We start from the raw sequence: 23,237 nt of genomic DNA, 5'->3' as shown, positions 1-23,237 counted from the left end.
GAGATACCGTGTCCCTTCGGGGATACCGAACACGCCACACCGTCTCACGACGGCTCACGTACCGAGCGCGAACCGGAGTACACCCACGCGGTGGAATCTTGCTCCCGTTTGTGTCGGACCGCCCGACACCAAACGTGCGGTCGGGGAAACCGCGCCGTTCACGGCGCGGAGGATGTCATCGTCCGTTGGTAGTGATAACCGGCGAGGTCGCTGTTGCCGCTGCTACCGTTGCTTGGTACTGGTATGCGGGAGTATTCGATTCGTCGGCTGAACCGACCGGCTGATACTGACTGCTGTGGGTGCCTTCGTGACCGAGACCAGATTTCGGTGTCCGTGACTCGGTCGTCAAAATAACTGCAATAATCCAGCCCACATGTTTAATTATGATACAGTGTATCATACTGATACCGATGGACGTGCGCGGGCCCATCCGCACACAGGCTGGACCCGCTGTACTCGGAAGCTGATACACATGAGCAAAGAACAAGACCGGAGTTACGAAGCACAGCAAACCGTCTGTCCGTACTGTGGGGTCGGTTGCACGCTGGAGTATGCAGGCAACGAGAAGGCGACCGGAACGGAGGGACCGGTAAACAAGAAATCGGAAGTCTGTCCGAAAGGTGTCGCCGCCTTCGATATCGTCACCCACGAGGGGCGGCTGACCGAACCGCTCGTCAGCGAGGACGGCGAGTTTACAGCCGTCTCCTGGGAGACAGCGATGGACCGGATCGAAGCCGAACTGACGACGATCGTCGACGACCACGGTGCCGACGCGGTCCAGTTTTTCGCCTCCTCGAACTGCACGAACGAGGAGAACTACATCTTCCAGAAGATCGCGCGGATGCTCGGCACGAACAACGTCGACAACTGCGCGCGGATGTGTCACTCCTCGACGGTGGCGGCGATGAGCGAGCGCTTCGGCGCTGGCGCGATGACGAACAGCCTCGGAGACATGATGGAGACCGACTGCCTGCTCGTCGCGGGTGCGAATCCGGCCGAACAACACCCCGTCATCTTCCGGTCGTACCTGCTGCCCGCGATCCGCGACGGGGCGACGCTGATCCACATCGATCCGCGGGAAAACGATACGACCGACGCGGCCGACATCCACCTCCCGGTTCGCCCCGGCCACGACATCCAGTTGCTGAACGCGATCACGGCCGTCCTCCTCGAAGAGGATCTGGTCGACGAGGACTTTATCGAGGAGCGAACGACAGGAGTCGAAGAGTTCCGTGACCAGTTCGACGACGCCGACATCGAGGCCGGAGCCGAGGCAGCGGGCGTCGATCCCGACCGACTCCGGGAGGCTGCCCGGGCGTACGCCACTGCCGAGGCGGCGACGATCATCACCGGCATGGGGATGAGCCAGCACACCTCCGGCACCGACAACGTCCGCGCCCTCCTGAATCTCGCATTGCTGACGGGCAACGTCGGTCGGCCGGGAACAGGTGTGAACCCGCTGCGCGGCCAGAACAACGTCCAGGGGGCCGGCGACGTCGGCGCCCTGCCGAACATCTTCCCCGGCTACGAACCGGTCACCGACGCCGAGGCCCGCGAACGCGTCGCCGAAGAGTGGGGTGTCGAACCACCGGGGGAACCGGGGATGACCGAGGTTACCGCGACACACCACTTCGGCGACGAGATCAGGGCTGCGGTCGTCTTCGGGGAGAATCCCGCGATGACCGAGCCGGATGCCAACAGCGTCTCCGACGCCTTCGACGAGCTGGATTTCTGTGTCGTCATCGATCTCTTCGAGACCGAGACCGCTGCCCACGCCGACGTCCTGTTGCCGGGCAGTAGCTGGGCCGAGAAGTCCGGGACAGTGACGAACACCGACCGCCGCGTGATGCGGATGCGCCCGAACGCCGACCTGCCGGGCAACAGCCGTCGCGACCTGGATATCCTCTGTGAACTGGGGAGTCGCCTCCTCGATTCCGGCTCCTTCGCGTACGAGGGTCCCTCCGAGGTGTTCGACGAACTGACCCGCGTCAGTCCCATTTACGCCGGGATGAGCTACGACGGGATCGGCGAGGGCTGCCAGCGGTGGCCGTACCCGGCAGACGCCGAGGAGGGAGTCGACATCCTCCACACCGACGAGTTCGCCAACGGCGAACAGCAAGCGCCCCTGATGCCCGTGGCTCCGACACCGCCAGCCGATTCGGTCGGCGACGACCAGCTCGTGCTCACGACCGGACGGGTGCTCGCGCAGTTCAACAGCGGCGCACTCACCCGTCGGTCACAGACGCTCACGATGATGCGTGGCGAGGACGTCCTCGAGATTCACCCCGAAGACGCAGAGGAGCGCGGGATCGAGGACGGCGAGACGGTCGTCGTCGAGAACGAGCGCGGGGGTGTGACCGTCACGGCCGACGTAACCGCGACGATCCAGCGCGGTGTGGTCTTCTGTACGTTCCACTACACCGAACCGCTCGCGAACGCGGTCACCGGCGGGGAGCTCGATCCGGTCGCGGAGATTCCCGAGTACAAACACTCTGCCGTGACCGTGACGCCGGCCGAGTGATCTGCGGTCGTGCTCGCGGGACAGTTGCCGGTCGACCGCGCGAAAAGCCTAACACTGCCTCAATCGAATCCGGCCTATGGATCTCGTAACCGCAATTGGATCGGCGGACGGGCCGATCTGTGTGGTCGGCGCCGGCGGGAAGACGACCACCATGTTCGCGCTGGCACACCGGCGAAAGCGGGCGATCGTCACATCGACGGTCAACATCCCGATCTTCGACCGGGAGGTCGCACGACTCGATATCACGACCGAGCCGCTCGCAACCCTGGACACAGACGAGCTGCAGTTCCCGCTGGGGCTCGTTCCCGACCGCCAGGGTCGCAACCGATACCAGGGGTACGAGCCCGGGACAGTCGATGCGATCGCACAGCACCACGACGGGCCTGTGTTCGTGAAAGCAGACGGTGCGCGGATGCGGGAGTTCAAAGCCCCCGCCGAGAACGAACCACGGATTCCGGCGTCGGCGGCGGTCGTCGTCCCGGTCGTCAGCGTCCACGTGGTCGGCAAACCCCTCACCGAGTACTGGGTCCATCGACCCGAGCGGGTCGCTGCACTGACCGACACCGGGATCGGCGACGAGATTACAGCAGCGACTGTCGCGACTGTCCTCACCGCCGAGGCGGGCGGTCTGAAAGGAGTCCCCGCAGATGCGACAGTCGTCCCGCTGCTGACGAAAGTCGACAGCGACGAGCACGAACGTGCGGCGCGAGCGATCGCCGAACGCACGCACGAGTATGCCGACAGGATCGATATCCCACGGGTCGTCCTCGCCCGGTTCGACGCCGTCGACACGGTGTGACCGGCTACCACGGCTCACCGAGAGGGGTCTCATCGTCGACGACGTCGAGCAGGTCGAGTCGCTCGACGGTCTCGCGCGTCGGCACCCCGTCCGATCCCCAGCCACGGGCCCGGTAGTACGCATCGAGCATCCGGTCGAACGCCGACTCGTTCGCGGTCCCATCGTCGGGACGGACCGACGCCGGGATCCGGTCGTCGCTCCGGTCGAACCCCTCGCGAGCGTTGAACAGGCGGGTGAGCGTCCAGATTCGTTCCCCGGCGGCTGTCAGCTCCTCGGGCGTGTAGGGGCGATCGATGGCGGCGAGGAACTCGCTGCCGAGGTCTTCCCACATCGTCTCCCCGACGAAGTCGTCGACGATCAGGCTCCAGAGCACCGACCGGACGGTCTGTTCACCGACGACGATCCGGACCGTCTCCAGGAGCGGCCGGTCGGTCGGCTCTTCCACTGGGCGCGCCCGACGGTGGCAGGGCCCCCGGTCGCTGGTCGCGTACGCGAGTGCCATCCCGGCGGCCCCCCGTGGATCGTACGCCGGGAGTGCCATCGACTTCACTGTCGGAACGAGATCCGCCCCGCCGAAGCGGGCGGCTGCCTCGTCGATCCCGTCTGCCAGCGCCGCGGCCAGTTCGGCAGGTATCTCGTCCTCGTGGGGTTCGCTCGCCCCCCGACGGGTCGCGATCGTCTCGATGAGCCGCTCGACTCCCGGCACGTCGCCGAAGCTGGCCGGACAGTCGCCGACCCCCGCTTCGTCTGCACGGATCGCCCACGCGACCGCATTGCCGACCTCGATGAGGTCGACGCCGAACCGGTCGCAGGACTCGGCGAGTCGGGCGACAGCCTCGATATCGTCGATCCCGAGCCCTGCCCCGAGGACCATCGGCCCGGCCCCGCGGAGGACGACCTCGCCGTCGTCGGTTTCGAACCGGAAGTCACCGGGCACCGTCCCGGACTCACGGCCCGCGGCAGCCTCGCCCGCCGCCTCGATCCCGACCCCTTCGATCTCGTCGAACTGGCTCTGTTGCCACCCTCTCGTCGCCAGCGCGCCGATCTCGTTGGCGAAATCGACGCTCTCGACGGTACCGCCAGCCGCCTGCCACTGGCCGGTCCCGTGGTCGGCGTAGGCCTGTTCGTACCGCTCCGTGAGGTCCTGCAGCGTCGGTCCGGGCGTCGGTGGCTCACCCCTCGCGACGATCGCTTTCAGCCGCTTTGCACCCATGACCGCGCCGGCACCGCCGCGGCCGGCCTGGTGGTCACCCGCGTCTGAGGCGACTGTCGCGTAGGCGACGGTCTGTTCCCCTGCTGGGCCGATGCAGGCGACGGCCGCATCGGGGAACGCCCGGGCTGTCTCGACCGTATCCATCCCCCAGGTGTCGGCGGGTTCGATCCGGCAGGCGCCGTCGGAGACGACCAGACGAACCGGGCGCTCGGCCTGCCCGGTGACGAGCACCCCCAGACAGTCGCCGAGCGCGCCGGCGAACTGGTCTGCGAACGCGCCACCGCTGTAGGAGTCGAGAAAGCCGCCGGTGAGCGGGGATTTCGTGACGATCGCGTACCGTGGTTCGCCGGGGAGATACCCCGATAGCGGACCGACCATAACCGCGAGCAGGTTCGCCGGGCCGAGTGGCTCGGTCCCGGCGTCGAGGCGGTCGTAGAGGTACCGGGCGCCGACGCCCTTGCCGCCGAGATAGCGCCGGAGCCAGCGCTCGGGCACCCGCTCGCGTTCGACAGTCTCGGTAGTGAGATCGACGGACAGTATCCGGTCTCGCGTTCGAGGACTCATCTCCGTCTGCTATCTGTATCGGCTCGTCTGTACTTCAATACGGGGGAGCCGGCCAGTACCGACTGTCACTCTCGCAGCCGGTCCGCTGCGGCCTCCAACTCCGCTCTCGTGTTGACGTTCTCGAAGCTGTCGAGGTCGGTCACGGCTTCGAGTTCGGCCTCCTCGATCACCGTGTAGTCGAGTGTCTCCAGCGGGTCGAGGATCCGTGGGTTCTCTCTTTCGAAGGCATCGTCACAGGCCGCGGCCATCGCGTCGGCGTGATAGACCGCCTGTGTCGTCTGAAACCACTCCGAATCCAGCCGCGGGACGGCAGCCTCGTGGCCCGCAACACTGTCGAAGAGATACGCGACGAGCGCTGGATCGACGAACGGCATATCGCAGGCGACGACGAACGCGAACTCCCCACTGGCGGCGTCGAGACCGTTTCGTATTCCGGCGACAGGACCCCTGTCCGGCACCTCGTCCTCCGCGTAGCTGACTGGGAGTGAATAGCCTGCCATCGCCTCTCTGATCGGATCAGTCTGTTCGGGCCGGCAGTTGACAATTAGCTCGCCTACGATGTCATCGATCCGGTCTGCCACGCGGCGGATCATCGGCGTGCCGGCCAGATCGGCCAGCGCCTTGTCGGTCTCCCCAAAGCGTGTCGACCGTCCGCCAGCGATGATGACGCCACTGTGCATACACTGTTTCAACGCGGTGTCTGCAAACCTCTTTTGTCTGGGTCGGCGAACAAAGACTGGTCGGTCGCGCGGCCAGCCGCCGCAGTCGAGACGAAGCCGAACTCGAATCCGTGACCAGCCTCGCAAGCGCGACACGACCCCAGCGTTCGAAGCTGCGGACACGACGCTGCTGGACACCGGTAGTAGCTGTGTACCCGCCGTAACCGGTTTGTCTTCACAGCGATCTGAGGAGTAACTATAGATAGTTACGTAGGCAGCAAAAAGTGTAAATATGTACCCGTTTTTGATTTCGTCATACGAATGAACCCCCGTCGCTTTCTCGCTGCGGTAACGGGCAGTGCAGTCACCGGCTGTCCGGGTGGTTGGACAGACGGCGAGGCTGCCGTTGTCGGCGAGATGCTCACGACGACGAGCACGTACGATACGGGGCTGCTAGAGGGACTCAACGGGGCGTACGTGGATCGGTTCGGGGCAGGGGTCGATGCCGTCGCACAGGGACCCGGGACTGCACTCGTGACGGCCCGCAACGGTGAGTCGGACGTGGTGATGGTCGACGCTCGATCGCTCGAAGACGAGTCAGTCGACGGCGAACAGCTGTTTTGCCCGGAGACTGTCTCGACGGACCCGAATTTACAGCAATGCGTTCCCGAGGGCTGGGACGCGGATGACAGATGATCGGGACAGTACCGGCGATCGAGCGCGCGAGCGGCCCGGTGATAGCTGCCGTGATCGGTCCGTTGTTCGTCGAGTTTCCCTTCGAGCGTGCGTACGTTCTCGATACGATCTCCGTCTCGCTGTACGTCAGTCTCCTCGCGGTCTTTTTTAGCACGCTGTTCAGCCTGCCAGTCGCGATGGCCGTCGGCTTCTCGGAGTTTCCCGGCAAGCAGTTTCTCGTCGCGGTCATCAACACCGGGATGGGGTTCCCGAGCGTCGTCGTCGGCCTGCTCGTCCTGTTTGCGGTGTCGAACCAGGGGCCACTCGGGGGGCTGGATCTCGTCTTCACGAAGGAAGCGATGGTCATGTCGCAGTTCGTCCTCGCCACACCGGTCATCACCGGGGTGAGTATCGCGGCCGTCACCAGCGTCGAGGAGGGTGTTCGGGACGCTGCCTACGCGATGGGTGGAACGCGCCTCGACATCGCCCTGGCGACAATCAAAGAAGCCCGCTACGGGATCGTCACGGGCGTGCTCGCAGGCCTCGGACGAGCCATCAGCGAGGTCGGCTCGGTACTCATCGTCGGCGGCAACATCGAGGGATCGACGCGGACGCTGACGACCGCGATCCAGCTGGAGACCCGACAGGGGCGGTTCGAACTCGCCCTGGTGCTGGGTGCGATCCTGGTCGCACTCGTGTTGCTGATCAACGGCGTCGTACTCCGACTCGGAGGTGGACGGATATGAGCAAACAGCTACGAAAGCAGACCGACAGACTGCTCACGGACGGGCTGGCAGTCTCGGCTGTCAGCCACGGCTTCGACGGGACCGATGTCCTCGAAGAGATCTCCCTCGCTGTTCGGCAAGGCGAGACACTCGCCGTGATCGGGCCATCTGGAACCGGAAAGACGACCCTGTTGCGACTGCTCGCGATTTTCGACCGGCCCGACGCGGGGACTGTCCAGCTACAGGGAGAGGATCTCTGGACGCTCTCCGAACGGGAGCGACTCCACGCTCGGCGGCAGATCGGCATGGTGTTCCAGGAGGCGAATCTGTTCGGTACGACCGTCCGGCAGAACGTCAGCTACGGCCTCCGGGTCCGTCGACGCTGGCGCGACCGATTCAGGGGCTGGCTTCCGGGCATCGGCAGCGGCAACACGAGTCGGGCAGTCAGAGACGCGCTGTCGGTCGTCGGGCTCGCCGACGCCGCGGACCAGCAGGCCTCGTCGCTGTCTGGTGGCGAGGCCCAGCGGGTCGCACTCGCCCGCACGCTCGCCTACGATCCCGACTATCTCCTGCTAGACGAGCCGACCTCGGATCTCGACCCCCGAAACACGGCCGTCATCGAGGAAGCAGTCGATACGACACGGGCACAGGGGCTTGGCGTCGTGATCGCGACCCACGACATGCACCAGGCAGAGCGGGTTGCGGACCGTGTGGCGGTCATGGTCGACGGAAAGATCATCGAACTCGGCCCGGCAGAACACGTCTTCGAGCGCCCAGACGATCCACGGGCGCGGCAGTTCATCGACGGTGAACTCGTCTACTGATCGCCGAAGCGATAGGCTGTAACTTTTTGCACCACCACCCGTTAGGAAGAGTATGGCCGAACAGGATGGCAGTACCACCCAGGAGAACGAGGGGGTGGAGACGAGAGCCGACGTCGACGAACTCCTCGCAGAGTGTGGGTTCGACGCCGAGACGAGCACCCTCACTCGGCGGCAGGCGGAGGTGCTGGCGATGCGCGAGCGTGGCCGCAAGCAGGAAACCATCGCCGACCTGCTTGGGACATCGCGGGCGAACGTCGCGAGTGTCGAGAGCCGAGCCCGCGAGAACGTCGCCAAATCCCGGACGACAGTCGCGTTCGCAGATGCGCTCTCGGCACCAGTCCGCGTCGAGATCACCCCCGGGACGGATCTGTACGAGATCCCCGACGAGGTGTTCGAGGTCTGTGACGAGGCCGGGATGAAACTCCACCACACAGCCCCCGATCTGATGAAACTCATAAGCGACGCCGCGATCGACGCCATCCAGGGCCGGGAAGTCCGACAGCGACTGTTCGTCACCGTCGCGGACGACGGCACTGTGCAGGTACAGACCGCATAGCTCTCGTGAGTTTTCGACGGCCCGGGTTGGCTCGGGTTTTTTTGCTGCTGACACCGAGGATCAACCATGGCAGTCGATAGCTTCGAGACAGTGCAGCTGACGGTCACACTCTACAGCGATGTCTGATCAGGATCACTCACACGAGCCGTTCAGGGATCGAACGCCGCTCGCCGAGGCCCGAACAGAGCTCCACGAGCGGATCGAACCACACGACAGAACCGAGACAGTCTCGCTGGAGTCGGCGATCGGTCGGGTCGTCGCAACTCACATCGAGTCACCCGCAAACGTCCCCAGCTACCGGCGCGCGGCGATGGACGGCTACGCGGTCCGCGCGGAGGATACGTTCGGGGCCAGCGACCGGTCACCAGTCGTCCTGCGGGAATCTGACGACGAACTCGCACCGCGACAGACCAGACAGGTCCACACGGGCAGCCAGGTACCCGAGGCGGCCGACGCCGTCGTGATGGTCGAGGAGACCGAGGCGGTCGGCAGCGAGATCGAGATATTCGACTCGGTTAGCGAGGGCGAAAACGTCGCCCCGGTCGGCGAGGACGTGACCGCGGGACAGAAACTGTACGAACCGGGCGCACAGCTCCGGCCGTCGGATCTCGGCCTGCTCAAATCTGTCGGGATAGGTGAGGTGACGGTGTACGAGCAGCCAACAGTGTCGGTGATTCCGACCGGCGAGGAGCTGGTCCAGTCTGATCCGGGACCGGGCGAGATCATCGAGACCAACGGACTGACCGTCTCGACACTCGCGGAGACGTGGGGTGGCGATCCGACCTACAACGAGATCGTCACCGACGACGAGTCGGCACTCGCCGATGCGATCACCGACGGACTCTCGCACGATATCGTCGTCACGACGGGCGGATCGTCTGTCGGCGCGCGCGATCTGGTACCCGACGTCGTCGCAGAACTCGGGGAGGTGATCGTCCACGGCGTCGGTCTGAAACCGGGTCACCCGGTCGCAATCGGCGTCGTCGAGGAGACGCCCGTGCTCATGTTACCGGGCTATCCAGTGTCCTGTCTCGTCAACGCAGTCCAGTTCCTCCGGCCGGCGATCGCGTGGGCCAACGGCAGAGCAATCGAGCCGTTCCCGACGGTCACGGCGAGACTCGACGAGAAGATCTACAGCGAGCCGGGGATTCGCTCGTTTGCCCGTGTGCAACTGGACGAGGAGGATGGCGAGCAGGTCGCGAGTTCGGTGCGAGCAAGCGGTGCTGGCGTCCTGTCCAGTGTCGCGCTCTCCGATGGCTGGGTCGTCGTCCCCGAGGAACGCGAGGGCCTCGACGCGGGAACCACCGTCGACGTCCAGCTCTGGGAGGGGGGAGCATGAGAAAGGAGTTCCGCGATCTGCTGGACCCCGAGGAGGCGGCAGCACTCGTCCGTGGACTGGATATCGACGGCGGCACGGAAACAGTCTCGCTGACCGAAGCCAGGGGACGCATCCTCGCGGAGCGCGTCGACGCGGCGATCGACGTCCCCGGCTTCGACCGCGCGAGCGTCGACGGCTACGCCGTCCGGGCGAGGGACACCTTCGGAGCCGGGGAGGCCGATCCGGCGACGCTCGAACTCGCGGGAACGGTCCACGCAGGCGAAGAGCCGACGGTGACCGTCGATCCTGAGACGGCAGTCGAGATCTCCACTGGAGCGGTCCTCCCACCGGGCGCCGACGCGGTCGTGATGGTCGAACGAACGGCGACTGAAGACGAGGAGGTTGCCGTCCGGACCGCCGTCGCGCCGGGTGACGGCATCATGGTCGCTGGCGCAGACGTCTCGGCGGGCGAGCGGGCACTCGGCCCAGGGACACGGCTCACACCGCGCGAGATTGCCCTCCTCTCGGCGCTCGGCGTCGAAGATGTGCCAGTCAGGCAGGGACCAAAAGTAGGCATCGTCTCGACAGGTGACGAACTCGTCAGGCCCGGCGCAGCACTCGACAGCGACAGCGGCCAGATCTTCGACGTGAACAGCTACACCATCACGACGAGCGTCGAGGAGGCCGGCGGCGAGGCAGTGCTCTACCCACACGTCGGCGACGACTTCGACGCACTCGAATCGCAGTTGAAGGGGGCCGCCGAAGAGTGCGATCTCGTCCTCTCCTCTGGCTCGACCAGCGCCGGCGCAGTCGACGTCATCTACCAGATCATCGAAGAGCAGGGGGAGTTACTCTGTCACGGTGTCGGGGTCAAACCCGGCAAACCGATGCTGATCGGCGAACTCGGCGGGGCGGCCTACGTCGGGCTCCCCGGCTACCCCGTCTCGGCGCTGATGACCTTCCGGAAGTTCGTCGCGCCGGTCATCCAGGACGCTGCTGGTGAACCGGATACTGGGGCGACGACACTCGATGGAGCGATGGCGGTCACGGAGCGCTACCGTGAAGGACGGCTCCGGTTGATGCCAGTCGGCGTCGTGAAAGATGGCGACGGCAACACGCTCGTCTACCCGGTCGACAAGGGCAGCGGTGCGACGACGAGCCTCGCCGACGCCGACGGCATCGTCGAAGTCCCGCCGGATGTCGAACAGCTGGATGCCGGCGACCCGGTCAGTGTCGAACTCTTCTCCGAGGACATTCGGCCGCCGTCGATTCTGGGGATGGGCGAGGACGATCCGCTACTCTCGCGGCTGCTCGACCGGCTCGACCGGCCGCGGTATCTCCCACTGGGCAGCCGTGAGGGGGTCCGACGGCTCCGCGAGGGGATCGCCGACGTGGCGGTCACGGCCGGCCCGACCGACCACGAGGTGGAGACGGTCGAACTCGGCAACTGGAGCAGGGAGTGGGGGCTGGTCGTCCCCAGCGGAAACCCGGAGAACGTCTCGGCTGTCGAAGATCTCGTCGACGGCGATCTGCGATTCGTCAACCGTGACCGCCAGTCCGGGCTGCGACAGTCACTCGAAGCCGCACTCGAAGAGACCGCAGAGAGCCGTGGCGTTGCTGTGACGGAACTGTTCGAGCAGATCGACGGCTTCGATCTGACGACGCGGGGATCGGAGAGCCCGCCACGGCGGGTGCTGGCCGGGAAGGCAGACGTCGCGCTCGGGCTGGGGACGACGGCGACGAAGCTCGACCTCGGCTTCGTCTCACTGGGCGACCAGCAGGTCCGCGTACTCGCCGCGTCCGACCGGACATCGAAACCTGGTGTGCAGCAACTGGAGGGGCTGCTTCCACCGGCCGACGAACTCGTTTCCGATCTGGACGGCTTCGAAATCTGACCGGGAAGCACCCGGGTGCAGGGATTCACTCCCAGTAGTCGTCGAGAAACGCTTGCGTTCGCGCGGCGACCTCTGATCGGAACGTACTCAGATCTATCTCCTGGCTGCCGTGATAGAGCCGTTTGTGCTCCTCGCGGAGGATATCTTCAATGACCCGGTCGTACAGTGCGTCGAAGCTGACAGCCTGGCCGCGGTCCGCGAACGTTCCGACGAGTTTCTCGAATCGACGCTCCGTGGCGTATTTTGCTGCCAGTTCCTCGGCCGACGCATCGACCGGGATAGTGTCCTCGACTTCCTGGAATTTCGGGTGGAGCAGTTTCGCGCGCTGGCCGCGCTTGTTCCGGACGACGACACCCTCGGCGGGTCCGTCGTACCACGCCGACTGTGGAATCGAGTACGAGTCGGGGTCGAAATCCCGCGCCGACAGCTCCCGTTCGACAGCGTTGACCGGCTGGAGTCCGAGCCGTTCGAAGATCCGGTTGACCGCACCCGGCGGCCGGAACGCCTCGTCGTCGGCCGACCAGATGTCGAAGCCGAGAAACGAAGGTGTCCGGTCCCAGTCGTATTCGATGGTGTGTCTGTGCATCGCCTCGCCGAAGAAGACGATCTCCTCGACGTCGTCGACGGCCGCCCGGAGCGCCTCGCGGTCGAGATGCGTCTGTACGTGACGGACTGCGTGCTGGGAGGGATCTGGTACGTTCGTCGGGTCCTGGTAGACGCGGTTGCGGTCGCCAAAGCGGAGCTGTCCCGACTGCTGGAGCTGGAAGCGGAAGTTCGCACCGTCGACCTTTTCGAGCAGCCAGAGGTGGCCGGTCTGGAACAGCTCCGCGGGTGCGTTCGCGCGGCGAGGAATCGAGGGGAACGCCTTCATACTCGGTCGTAGGGTCCGGCAACCTTGGAAGTTCGTCTCACGACGAGTTATTTGGAGGGTATAACTAAACCACAGGCCCGACCACAACCAGACGATGACCGCTCTACAGGATCAGCGTATTCTCGTCACCGGTGGCGCTGGCTTCATCGGCTCGCGACTCGCCGACCGCCTCTGTCGGGACAACGACGTCGTCGTCCTGGACTCGCTCGTCAGCGGCGACAGAGAGAACGTCCCGGCCGAGGCGGAGTTTATCGAAGGGGATATCCGCGACGAATCCGCTGTCGCGGACGCGATAGCTGGCGTCGACTGCGTCTTCCACGAGGCAGCCCTCGTCAGCGTCGATCGGTCGGTCGAAGTTCCGACCGAGAGCCACGACAACAACGTCGAGGGAACGCTGACTATTCTCGAAGCAGCGCGCAGCCAGGACACCCGGGTCGTCCTCGCGTCGAGTGCAGCGATCTACGGCCGTCCAGCGGAGATCCCGATCACCGAGAATCACCCGAAAGAGCCCACCTCGCCCTACGGTCTCGACAAACTCGCCTGTGACCACTACGCGCGACTGTATCACGATCGCTACGGCACCGACACAGTCGCCTTGCGGTATTTCAACGCCTACGGCCCGGGCCAGACCGGCGGCGACTACGCGGGCGTCATTAGCATCTTCATCGAACAGGCACTGGCGGGCGAGGATATCACGGTCGAGGGTGACGGTGAGCAGACGCGGGATTTCGTCTACATCGACGACATCGTCGACGCCAACGTTGCCGCCGCAGGGACAGCGGCGGTCGGAGCAGGGTACAACGTCGGCACCGGCGACTCTGTGACGATCCGCGAACTCGCCGAACTGATCCAGGACATTACCGACACCGACAGCGATATTGTCCACACTGACCCCCGCGAGGGCGATATCGATCACTCCAGGGCGGCTGTTTCGAAGGCGAAAGCGAACCTGGATTTCGAGGCCTCTGTCCCGCTCCGGGAGGGCCTCGAACGGACTGTCGAGTGGTTCCGGGGCGAAGAGTCGTAGTTGGTTTTGGAAGGTGACAGAAGGGCAATACGGAAACCGCCTTAGACAGCAAGAAAGCCCCTCACGAGAAAACGACCCCGGGAACACTGTTGAGAACAGCAAGAAAGCCTCGCCCCTTTCAGTCCCGCCCGATGTGTTTTCCAGGCTGGGCTTTCTCGCTGTTCTGACTGCTGGCAGGTGCGGTTTAGCACAATAAAACGTCTGCTACCCCTGCGTATGACCGAGAATATGCGCGACAGTCGGCAAAATGAGCTCCTCGGTACCGAAAGTCGCAGCCTGCTCGCTCCCCGGCAGACAGAAGATCACGACGCCGTCCCGTGAGCCCGCAAAGGCCCGCGAGAGCAGCGCGTGTGGCCCGACATCCTCGTAGGAGAGATACCGAAAGAGTTCGCCGAAACCGGGAATCTCCTGATCGAGCAACGGGCGCACAGCCTCGACGGTCACGTCCTCCGGCGAGAGCCCGGTCCCGCCGGTCGAGACGATGGCGTCGATATCCGGCCGTTCGACCAGCGCCTCGACCGTCGCTGCGATCTTCTCGCGGTCGTCGGTGACCAGTTTTCGGGTGGCGACAGCCTTTCCGTCGGTTTCGATGGCCTCGGCGATCGAGTCTCCCGATTCGTCCTCTTCGAGCGTTCGACTCGAAGAGACGGTCACGACGCCGAAGGCGATCTGGTCGACTTCCTCGTGTGGGTGGACTTTCTCCTCGCTCATATCAGTCGTCAGCGGCAGCCGATTGGTCCAGGACGTCGATATACTCCTCGTTTGGTACCCATTCGCCGTCCTCCTTGACGAGATACTCGCCGTAGTAGGGGACACGATTTGCGACGGTCTGTTCGAACGTCTCGCGGATCTCGTCGCGGCTCATCGACCCCATCGACCGGTGGTCGTCGTGACGGTTCAGACAGCCCTTGAACTTGCCGTCGTGGGTCACCCGGACGCGGTGGCAGTTGGCGCAAAACTGGGCGTTCTCGACGGGGTCGACCACCTCGACGAGACCTTCCTCGGGCTGTTCGGTTCCGGTTGGGTTGACACCGCTGTTTTCGAGCGCAACGGTCGAATCGACGTCGTCGACAGCGCCGGCCTCGACGAAGTACCGGCGGCGGCCGTGCATCTCGCGGCGTTCGATCCGGTGGGCCTGCTCTTCGAGCCAGCCGTGGACGCGCTCGATATCGATCGCCCACTCCGGATGGCCGGAGATTTCGGGCATGTACTCGATGAGCTGGAGGCGCAGTCCCTCGTTTCTGGCGACGTGATCGACCATCTGCGGGACGTAGCCGGCGGTGGGCTCGAAGACGACCATGTTGAGTTTGACCGGCGCGAGTCCGGCCGACAGCGCCGCCTCCACACCCTCGATGACGCGGTCGTAGGCGCCACTCTTGGTCAACTCCGCGAAATGCTCCTTGTCGAGTGCGTCCTGTGAGACGTTGACTCGTTCGAGGCCGGCATCGACGAGGTCAGGTGCGCGTCCGGGCAGGAACGTGCCGTTCGTCGTCATCGAGACCTCCATCTCGTCGGGGGTTCGCCGGATGATCTCTTCGAGATCGTCGCGGAGCATCGGCTCGCCACCGGTGAATTTGACGGAGTCGACGCCGAGGTCGGAAACCACTTCGAGAATCCGGATAACCTCGTCGGCGCTCATCTCGTCGTCCTGTGGATCCATCGGGCCGCGGGTGTCACCCAACCCCTCGTTGTGGCAGTACACGCAATCGAAGTTACATCGATCGGTCAGCGAGATACGAATCCCCGTTACATCCCGACCGAAATCGTCTTCCAGGGGCATACTTCATTATTTATGTAGCAACATATATAATACTGTGGTAGCCCCCAACACAGAGTCGGTAAAGCAGTAAGATACGATTCGGACTCCCAAAGCCTGCTGACAGACGGCAACTCGCAGTGTTGCGGAAACCGGTTACGCTCACGAGCGGGCAGCGTCGTCGTTCCGGCAGTGGCGACATCGCCGACGAGTCGGCAGACATTCCGAACAGCCGCCATGGGTGACTAGTTAGGCCGTGGGGCTAAGCCCGAGAAGTCCGTTTCTATTGATATGCCAGACGTTGCCGTAGTTGGCGGCGGTATCGGCGGGCTCTCGGCAGCCCACGAACTCGCGGAGCGGGACCTCGACGTCGCGGTCTTCGAGGCCAACGACCGCTTTGGCGGGAAGGCACGGTCGATGGACGCGACCGACCACGCGAACCCGCTACACGGTGAGCACGGTTTCCGGTTCTTTCCGGCGTTTTACCGACACGTCACCGAGACGATGGAGCGGATTCCGGACGGGACCGGCACTGTCGCCGACAACCTCGTCGAGACAGAGGAGACGCTGATCGCAGAGATCGACGGTCGAAACCGGCTCGCAAACAGCAGTACTCCGGATTCGTTGCGCGAGTGGCTCGATGCCGTCCAGCCCGCCTTCGCCGAGGATCTACCGCGGAAAGACGTACGGTTTCTGATCGAGCGACTACTCTACATCCTCACCGCCTGCGAGAAACGCCGCGAACGGGAACTCGACGAGGTCTCGTGGTGGGACTTTATCGACGCCGAGAACCGCTCGCCGGAGTTTCGCGACCGGCTCGGCTACGCCGTCCAGGCGCTCGTCGCGCTCCGGCCACAGGTCGGCAGCGCCCGAACGGTCGGGTCGATCTACACACAGCTCCTGCTCGGCCAGTTCGATCCGAACCGTCCGACAGAACAGATACTGAACGCACCGACCAACGAGGCCTGGATCGATCCCTGGACCTCGTATCTGGATTCGCTGGGTGTCGACCTCCACGCCCAGCGGCCAGCCCGGAAACTGAACTTCGACGGCCAGCGGGTCACAGCTGCCGTGCTCGCTGACGGCCAGGCGGTGACCGCCGACGAGTTCGTCCTCGCGGTCCCGGTCGAGGTCGCGCCCAGTTTCGTCACACCGGGGATGGCCCGGGCAGCCCCGGAGTTGGCCAGAATCGATCGGCTGGATACGGCCTGGATGAACGGGATCCAGTTCTATCTCACAGAGGATGTTAGCCTCTCGCGAGGCCACCAGGTGTATGCCGACGCCCCGTGGGCGCTGACCTCGATCTCCCAGCGGCAGTTCTGGACCGACTACGATGTCGACGGTCGTGGCCCCGAAGAGGTCGAGGGTGTTCTCTCGGTGATCGCCTCGGACTGGGACACGCCCGGCATCCTCCACGAGAAACCGGCCAGGGAGTGTACACGCGAGGAGATCGCAACGGAGATCTGGGCACAGCTGAAAACACACCTCAACACCGAGGAGCGACAGCTCTCCGACGAGATGCTCGTCGACTACTTCCTCGATCCGGCGATCGTCGAAACCGACGAGGGCGTCGAGAACCGCTCGCCGCTTCTGATCAACACGGTCGGCTCACTGAAGAACAGACCCCCGGCCGACGTCGGCATCGAGAATCTGACGCTCGCGAGCGATTACGTCCGGACGAACTCCGATCTCGCCTCGATGGAGTCGGCCAACGAGGCCGGCCGGCGCGCGGCGAACGCGATCTTCGACCGCCGCGGGATCAGCGAGCGGGCCCGGATCTGGGAACTCCAGGAGCCGAGCCTCTTCGAACCGTTCAAACGCCAGGATCGAATCCGGTACCGGCTGGGGTTGCCCCACCCGGCAGAAGTGACACAGTCGCTGCGATCTGTTACCAGTCGACTCTCGGGGAGCGCCTGAAGCGGAGTTGTGACGGTTTATCACTCGGGGGCCAGAAACGGGCTGTATGCAACAACCCCTCGGCCGGCGTCGCCTCCTCGCCGGCGTCACAGGTCTGGTAGCGGTCGGAGTGCTGGCTGGCTGTAACGAAACCGACGACAGTTCAACCCCGGATGGATCAGACCCGGACGGATCGGGAGGGACTGACCCCGCAGCCGAGGAACTCGATCTCCGGGAAGCGAACGTCGTCGACGTTGCCGTCGAAGCGAGTGGTCGCAGCTACGACTTCGATGTGACGCTGCACCACGACGACGATGGCGAGGACGGCTACGCGAACTGGTGGCAGGTCGAACGGCTCGACGGGACCGAGCTTGGCCGGCGTGCACTCTTGCACGCACACTCCCAGCAGCCATTCACGCGCTCCGAAACGATCGAGATTCCCGACGACGTGGACTGTGTCGTCGTCCGCGGTCACGACCAGACAGACGGCTACGGTGGACAGGCGATGGTGGTCACACTCGACTCGGGCGCGACGCAGGCCATCGATCAGGGCCCGGAGCGACAGCCCGTCGACGAGACCGACTGTCCCTGATACTGATTATTGCGAGTCTGTACCAGGGGGAGACTCTGTCTCCCGAGCAGACGGCCACTGGCCGTCGACGCCGGGTACTGATTCGGAGTTGAGGGAGCCTGGTTTTCGTGGTCGTACCGAAAAGTACCGCAAAAATCCGTATGAAACGGGGCACACTCCGATCGAGGGCCGCGCGCAACCGGGTTTGTTTTTTGTCGGAACCTCGTAGTATTCGTATGGTAGATACAGTGCTCGTCCCGTTCGAGCTACCGGACCACGAACCCCTCTCGCCCGTGCTCGTCGAGGATCTCTCGTCACTGGATATCGTGTTGCTCGGTCACTTCGCGGTGCCCGAGCAGACACCGCGGGATATGGCCCGCGAGCAGTTCGGGGAGGAAGCTCAGGCGACGCTGGACGACCTCGCCGACCAGTTCCGCGAGGCAGGCGCCTCGGTCAGAACCAGACTGGTCTTCGGGAAAGAGCGCGGTGCGACGGTCGATCGGATCATGGTCGAAGAGGACTGTGCCGCGGAACTCAACCCGGCGCCGACGGAGGGAATCGACCGGATTCTCGTCCCGATTCCGGCCGTTGCCGAGTTCAGTCGTCTGCCGGAGTTCATCGACGTGCTCTGTGAAGATTCGACACAGGAGATCACGCTGTTTCACGTCGCCGAAGGCGACGAGAGCCACGAGCGGGCCGAAGCGATCGTCGAGAAAACCCGCGAGGGGCTGATCGACGCCGGCTTCGATCCCGAGGCGGTCGATACACTCGTGATCGACGGCGGGAAACACGACGAGGAGATTCTCGCGGCCGCCGACGACTACGATGCAGTCGTGATGTACGAGGCACAGTCGGGCCTGAGCGATCACGTCTTCGGGACGCTCCCGGATCGAATCCAGAAGGAGACCCGTGATCCCGTGATCGTCGTTCGGCGGGACTACGAACCGACGGACAGCGACGACTGAGGGTCGTCAGTCAGTCTTCACGGAGACAGTGTCGTGTTCGTCCTCACCGCGGCGCTGTTCGATGAATTTTTGAATTGCGCCGGTTCGGTCGACCCGCGACCGGCCGTAGAACAGGTAGATAGCTGCCCCACCAGCGATGATGCCGACCGCACCGAGTATCGGCATGATGCCCATCTGCGTGAGCAACAGGAAGCCACCGGCGATGCCGAAGATCTGGATATAGGGGTAGCCAGGGGCGATAAACTCGGGTTCGTACGAGGGGAGATCAGCCATCCGGAATGCAATAAGTGCAACACTTTCGAACGAGAAGACGAGGATCTGGAACGCGCTGGCGAGTTTCGCCAGTTCGATCACCGGGACGAAGGCGATCAGCGCGAGCAACACTGCGCCAGTCAGCAGGATCGAGTTCCGGGGCGTTTTGAACCGGGTATCGATGGTCTGCAGATCCGGCGGGAGGAGTCTATCACGGCTCATCGCCAGTGGGAACCGCGAGGAGGAGAGGATCCCGGCGTTTGCCATACTCGTCAGTGCGACCACCGCGATCACCGAGATGATGAGGACACCGAAGCCACCGAACAGCGCCGCCGCACCGTCGGCCATCGGCGTCAGCGAAGCAGTCCCCCCCGGACCACCCGTCTTGAGCGTCTCGGGATCGCTCAGTCCGATGATGGCTGCGACGACGGCGATGTAGATCACCGTCATGATTCCGAGCGAGCCGAGCATCGCGCGGGGCAGGTTCTTGCCGGGATCTTTCACCTCCTCGGCGACGCTCGCGATCTTGGTCACACCGGCATAGGAGACGAAGACGAACGCTGCGGCGGTGATGACCCCTCCGGTGCCGTCCGAGGCAAGGGGTGTAAACCGGCTGGTGTCACCAATGAAGCCGGCGTTGGCCGTGTACGCGGTGAGGCCGGCGATCACCAGACTCACGATGATTGCCTGCACCCGGCCGCTGAGTTCCGTCCCCGAAATGTTGAGGACGACGACCAGCACGCCCAGTCCCAGCGCAACGAACTCGATCTGTCCCTGGGAGATGGGGGCGAAAAGCAGGAGGTACGCCCCCAGTCCCACCAGCGCGAACGAACTCTTGAACACCAGCGAGAACCACGCACCGATACCGGCGATCGTCCCGAACAGCGGCCCAAGCGCACGGTCGATGTACAGATACGTTCCCCCGGACTCGGGCATCGCTGTCGACATCTCTGCTTTCGAGAGTGCCGCGGGAAGGACGACGAGTGCGGCCAGTACGTACGCAAACACGACCGCCGGTCCGGCCTTCTTGTAGCCAAGCGCGGGCAGGACAAAAATCCCACTCCCGATCATCGCACCCATACTGATCATCATCGTCGAATACAGACCCAGACTTCGTTCGAGATCGCTCTCGGGCATTACCGTATGGTTGGCCTGTATACGGTAAAGTATTCTGAATGCGTAAATTATACCTAGTATATTTTTTGATGCCGCAGAAGTATTCGAATTTCGATACTTCAGGGGAGGGAGAACTCTCTCGGATGTAGTGTGAACGGAGTGAAGCAGCACAGAACGCGGAGGATTGTCGACCGCCCCGTCAGTCCGAGTCGGAGAAGGCAGCCAGAACCTCGTCTCTGGAGCTTTCCTGTGGGATAACCGTCACGATATCATCAGCCTCGGGAACGGTTTCCTCGTCCGGTCGAATAATCGCGCCGTCACGCTCGATCGACGTGACGAGGACATCCGCTGGGAGCACGCCGTCCTCGCGGGCACGGCCGAGAGATTTGCCGACGACGGGAGCACCCTCCGAGGCGACGACTTCGATGATTTCCGAGCCATCAGCGAGCGTGACGACGCCGGTCGCGTCGGACGAGGGAGCGTCCGGACCGAATGGCATGTACGGACAGCGGATCTCGGTCTGGACGAGCTCTTCGTCCTCGATCTGGATATCGAGTTCCGACAGCGACCGGGCGATCTCCCGGAGATCCGCCGTACTCTCGCCGACAGCGACCACGTGGAGGTCACGCCGACCGGCCATCAGCACGCGGACGTTGATTACACCGGGAATCGACTGGGCTGCGAGTGCGAGTCGTTCTCGCTCTGCAGCCGGGACCGTACACATATACAGCGTCGTGAGTCGCCCGTCTGCCTGCTCGAAATCGACCGTCGCGGTGTACCCCTGGATGACCCCCTCTGCTTCGAGCCGGTCGATCCGGTTTCGGATCGTCCCGGCCGAGACGTTCAGATCCTCCGCGATCATCGGCGCGGACGTGTTCCGGGCGTCGTCCATCAGCGCGTAGATAATCTGGCGATCGATCTCGTCGAGACGGTGGCTCATAGCTACGTCTCCGCACAGCCGAATCTTAGCAGTTGGGTTCTCGAACGGGCAGCCGAGGCGGATCAGATGAAGTCGTCGACGCCGATGCCACCACTGCTTTTCCACCCCGTGGATCGTTCGACCAGCGGCTACCACGAGGTCGACAGTTTCGGTTCGAAGCCTGCGTCGGCTGTGAGCCGTCAGATGCCAAGAAAAACACCATTGAGTGAGGACCCCGTACCGTGAGTACGGATGAAAACTGGCGTGTCGATGGCGGAGTCCCCGCCGTGCGCCGATGGTGAGCGCCGATGAACCGGAACGACCGCGCGATAACCGGCTTCACGATGGCTGGACACAGCATGGTCCACATCTACGAGCTGTCGATTCCGATCCTGATGACGGTCTGGCTGGTCGAGTTTCCGGTCACGTCTGCGACACTGGGGACCGTCGTCGCCGTCGGCTACGGGCTGTTCGGCGTGGGTGCGCTCCCCGGTGGACTCCTCGTCGACCGGTTTGGCTCCCGACGGCTCATCGTCGCCTGCCTGTTCGGGATGGGAGCGTCCTTCCTGCTGCTCGGGGTGATGCCCGGAGTCGGCGGCATCGCCGTCGCCATCGCTGTCTGGGGACTGGCAGCGAGCGTCTACCACCCGGCAGGGCTGGCGTTGATCAGCAACGGCGTCGAAGAGCGCGGCTCCGCCTTTGCCTACCACGGGATGGCCGGCAACGTCGGGATCGCGAGCGGCCCGTTCGTCACGGCGCTTCTCCTGCTGGCGTTCGACTGGCGGACCGCCGCGACGGTGCTCGCCGTGCCGGCACTCGCGGCTGCTGTCGCCGGGCTAACTGTCGAGTTCGACGAGTCGGCGGCGGTCGCCGCTGCTGATGGTGGCGAGGCCCCCACGACCGAGATCGACTCCGTCAGGGAGTTTCTCACCGCCTCGCGGGGACTGTTCACCGCCAGCTTCCTGATCGTCTTCGTGCTCGTCCTCTTCAACGGGCTGTACTACCGCGGCATGCTGACCTTTCTGCCGGGGCTGCTCGGTGACTTCCTCGATCCGCTGCTCGACGTCGCGCCGGAGGAGGGGATCGGACTGGTGTCGGACGACCGTGTCGGCAGCGAGTTCGATCTCTCGCGGTATCTGTACGCGGGACTGTTAGCGGTCGGGATCGGCGGACAGTACGTCGGCGGCCGGCTGACCGACGCGATCCAGCCCGAGCGCGGACTCGCGATCATGCTCGCTGCGTTGGTCACGATCGCGTTGCTGTTCGTGCCCGCCTCTCGAACGCTGCCGACGTTGCTGTTCGTCAGCGTGGCACTGGGCTTTGCCCTGTTCGCGATGCAGCCACTCAGCCAGGCGACGATCGCCAACCACTCGCCGGCCGAACACCGGGGGCTCTCTTTTGGCTACACCTACCTGGCCATCTTCGGGATCGGCGCACTCGGTGCCTCGATTACGGGCGCTGTGCTCACCTACGGCTCGCCGACAGCTGTCTTCCTCTTGCTTGCTGGCTTCGCGGCTGTCGCTCTGGTACTCGCACTCTCACTGGTCGTGCAAATCAAAACAGGCCCATGATCTCCGGTTATATGATCGTCGAGGACCTGGAAGTACCGTCGTCTGATACCGGAGCAACTGCCAGTCGTCACTCCGAAAAGAAAATCGACGGATCGTCGTGGGTAAACGTTACCTGTGACTCCGAGCCGAGAGCGCGGAGCTGGGTGGTCAACAGGCCGGCCGTCGTCCCCTGTTCGCGGAGCGTGGGTTCCTCGGCGACGGCGAAATACGCCGGGACTGCGACGGCCTGTTTCGCTTCGGTGGCTTCGACGACGATCAGCAGAAAGCGAACCCCGCCCGCCGCAGTGGCAAACACGCGGGAGTTATCGAAGTCGGTCTGCGCTGCGAGCGCCATCAGCTCGTCGTACTCGTTGTCCGGGACGAGTACGTCCAGCCCCTCCTCGACGACGGTCGCATCTGCGGTGTGAACGAGCAGTACGTCCCAGCCACGGTCGCGGTACTCCGCGGCCGTCGCGCGGGCGTCGTCTAACAGCTCTGTCCAGTGATCGGCGACCGCGTCGGGTACGGGACTGTCCTGGGGCACGGGCGAACGGGCGGCTGCCAG

General features: G+C 64.2%; 21 protein-coding genes. 13 read left to right on the top strand and 8 right to left on the bottom strand.

All coding sequences use genetic code 11. From position 1 onward, the window contains the following. Positions 1-472 precede the first annotated feature (472 nt). Together fdhF and yqeC are read left to right on the top strand one after the other, a co-directional pair. Entirely contained in the window at positions 473-2,521 is a 2,049-nt protein-coding gene (fdhF, locus tag EOW68_RS12700) for a formate dehydrogenase subunit alpha (protein WP_128225536.1), read from the top strand. 76 nt (positions 2,522-2,597) lie between these two features. Next, positions 2,598-3,320, top strand: a complete 723-nt coding sequence (gene yqeC, locus EOW68_RS12695; protein WP_128225535.1) for a selenium cofactor biosynthesis protein YqeC — start codon at positions 2,598-2,600, stop codon at positions 3,318-3,320. Positions 3,321-3,324: 4 nt separating this feature from the next. Here the strand turns inward: yqeC and EOW68_RS12690 are convergent, their stop codons facing one another. Further along, the gene (locus EOW68_RS12690) at positions 3,325-5,097 is read right to left on the bottom strand and encodes an aldehyde ferredoxin oxidoreductase family protein (RefSeq protein ID WP_128225534.1); all 1,773 of its coding nucleotides are present in this window, start codon (positions 5,095-5,097) and stop codon (positions 3,325-3,327) included. A 65-nt stretch (positions 5,098-5,162) separates the two neighbouring features. After that, positions 5,163-5,777 (bottom strand): molybdenum cofactor guanylyltransferase, encoded by a 615-nt coding sequence (gene mobA, locus EOW68_RS12685; RefSeq protein ID WP_128225533.1) that lies wholly within the window; start codon positions 5,775-5,777, stop codon positions 5,163-5,165. Positions 5,778-6,077: 300 nt separating this feature from the next. Between mobA and EOW68_RS18765 the strand changes: the two genes are divergently transcribed. From EOW68_RS18765 to EOW68_RS12655, 6 genes are all read left to right on the top strand, one after another. After that, positions 6,078-6,452: a substrate-binding domain-containing protein gene (locus tag EOW68_RS18765; RefSeq protein ID WP_431358916.1), complete on the top strand. Its 375-nt coding sequence runs from the start codon at positions 6,078-6,080 to the stop codon at positions 6,450-6,452. Then, positions 6,449-7,177: an ABC transporter permease gene (locus EOW68_RS12675; RefSeq protein ID WP_128225532.1), complete on the top strand. Its 729-nt coding sequence runs from the start codon at positions 6,449-6,451 to the stop codon at positions 7,175-7,177. Before EOW68_RS18765 ends, EOW68_RS12675 begins: the two co-directional genes overlap by 4 nt. Further along, positions 7,174-7,980 carry an amino acid ABC transporter ATP-binding protein gene (locus EOW68_RS12670; RefSeq protein WP_128225531.1) on the top strand — a complete coding sequence of 269 codons (807 nt, stop codon included), beginning with the start codon at positions 7,174-7,176 and terminating at the stop codon, positions 7,978-7,980. Before EOW68_RS12675 ends, EOW68_RS12670 begins: the two co-directional genes overlap by 4 nt. Before the next feature lie 52 nt (positions 7,981-8,032). Continuing rightward, positions 8,033-8,536, top strand: a complete 504-nt coding sequence (locus EOW68_RS12665; RefSeq protein WP_128225530.1) for a Tfx family DNA-binding protein — start codon at positions 8,033-8,035, stop codon at positions 8,534-8,536. 118 nt (positions 8,537-8,654) lie between these two features. Continuing rightward, positions 8,655-9,875, top strand: a complete 1,221-nt coding sequence (locus tag EOW68_RS12660; RefSeq protein WP_128225529.1) for a molybdopterin molybdotransferase MoeA — start codon at positions 8,655-8,657, stop codon at positions 9,873-9,875. After that, positions 9,872-11,749: a molybdopterin biosynthesis protein gene (locus EOW68_RS12655; protein ID WP_128225528.1), complete on the top strand. Its 1,878-nt coding sequence runs from the start codon at positions 9,872-9,874 to the stop codon at positions 11,747-11,749. Before EOW68_RS12660 ends, EOW68_RS12655 begins: the two co-directional genes overlap by 4 nt. A gap of 25 nt (positions 11,750-11,774) precedes the next feature. On the opposite strand, the gene EOW68_RS12650 is transcribed toward EOW68_RS12655, so the two are convergent. Further along, positions 11,775-12,620, bottom strand: a complete 846-nt coding sequence (locus EOW68_RS12650; protein WP_128225527.1) for an RNA ligase family protein — start codon at positions 12,618-12,620, stop codon at positions 11,775-11,777. A 94-nt stretch (positions 12,621-12,714) separates the two neighbouring features. On the opposite strand from EOW68_RS12650, the gene EOW68_RS12645 reads away from it, so the two are divergent. Further along, a complete protein-coding gene (locus tag EOW68_RS12645; RefSeq protein WP_128225526.1) occupies positions 12,715-13,647 on the top strand; it encodes an NAD-dependent epimerase/dehydratase family protein in 933 nt (310 codons plus the stop codon). Positions 13,648-13,851: 204 nt separating this feature from the next. On the opposite strand, the gene EOW68_RS12640 is transcribed toward EOW68_RS12645, so the two are convergent. Together EOW68_RS12640 and moaA are read right to left on the bottom strand one after the other, a co-directional pair. Further along, complete coding sequence (locus EOW68_RS12640; protein WP_128225525.1) at positions 13,852-14,358, bottom strand: MogA/MoaB family molybdenum cofactor biosynthesis protein; 507 nt, start codon at positions 14,356-14,358, stop codon at positions 13,852-13,854. A gap of 1 nt (position 14,359) precedes the next feature. Continuing rightward, entirely contained in the window at positions 14,360-15,427 is a 1,068-nt protein-coding gene (gene moaA, locus EOW68_RS12635) for a GTP 3',8-cyclase MoaA (protein WP_128225524.1), read from the bottom strand. 267 nt (positions 15,428-15,694) lie between these two features. Here moaA and EOW68_RS12630 point away from each other — a divergent pair, with 267 nt between their 5' ends. The 3 genes from EOW68_RS12630 (at position 15,695) to EOW68_RS12620 (ending at position 18,835) form a co-directional block, all read left to right on the top strand. After that, entirely contained in the window at positions 15,695-17,320 is a 1,626-nt protein-coding gene (locus tag EOW68_RS12630) for a hydroxysqualene dehydroxylase (protein WP_128225523.1), read from the top strand. A 46-nt stretch (positions 17,321-17,366) separates the two neighbouring features. Continuing rightward, on the top strand, positions 17,367-17,891 hold the full coding sequence (locus EOW68_RS12625; RefSeq protein WP_128225522.1) for a hypothetical protein: 525 nt from the start codon (positions 17,367-17,369) through the stop codon (positions 17,889-17,891). A gap of 215 nt (positions 17,892-18,106) precedes the next feature. After that, positions 18,107-18,835, top strand: a complete 729-nt coding sequence (locus EOW68_RS12620) for a universal stress protein (RefSeq protein ID WP_128225521.1) — start codon at positions 18,107-18,109, stop codon at positions 18,833-18,835. Between the two features lie 6 nt (positions 18,836-18,841). On the opposite strand, the gene EOW68_RS12615 is transcribed toward EOW68_RS12620, so the two are convergent. Both EOW68_RS12615 and EOW68_RS12610 read right to left on the bottom strand, forming a co-directional pair. Then, positions 18,842-20,224: an APC family permease gene (locus EOW68_RS12615; RefSeq protein WP_128225520.1), complete on the bottom strand. Its 1,383-nt coding sequence runs from the start codon at positions 20,222-20,224 to the stop codon at positions 18,842-18,844. A 178-nt stretch (positions 20,225-20,402) separates the two neighbouring features. Beyond that, a complete protein-coding gene (locus EOW68_RS12610; RefSeq protein ID WP_128225519.1) occupies positions 20,403-21,143 on the bottom strand; it encodes an Lrp/AsnC family transcriptional regulator in 741 nt (246 codons plus the stop codon). A gap of 287 nt (positions 21,144-21,430) precedes the next feature. Between EOW68_RS12610 and EOW68_RS12605 the strand changes: the two genes are divergently transcribed. Beyond that, complete coding sequence (locus EOW68_RS12605) at positions 21,431-22,693, top strand: MFS transporter (protein WP_128225518.1); 1,263 nt, start codon at positions 21,431-21,433, stop codon at positions 22,691-22,693. A 67-nt stretch (positions 22,694-22,760) separates the two neighbouring features. Here the strand turns inward: EOW68_RS12605 and EOW68_RS12600 are convergent, their stop codons facing one another. After that, positions 22,761-23,216 (bottom strand): DUF7529 family protein, encoded by a 456-nt coding sequence (locus EOW68_RS12600; RefSeq protein ID WP_128225517.1) that lies wholly within the window; start codon positions 23,214-23,216, stop codon positions 22,761-22,763. Between the last annotated feature and the right edge of the window lie 21 nt (positions 23,217-23,237).

Origin of the sequence: Halovenus amylolytica (genome assembly GCA_004015825.1) — an archaeon.
Lineage (GTDB): Archaea > Halobacteriota > Halobacteria > Halobacteriales > Haloarculaceae > Halovenus > Halovenus amylolytica.
The sequence above is the reverse complement of the archived record's forward strand: the minus strand, read 5'-3'. Positions and strand labels throughout refer to the sequence as shown.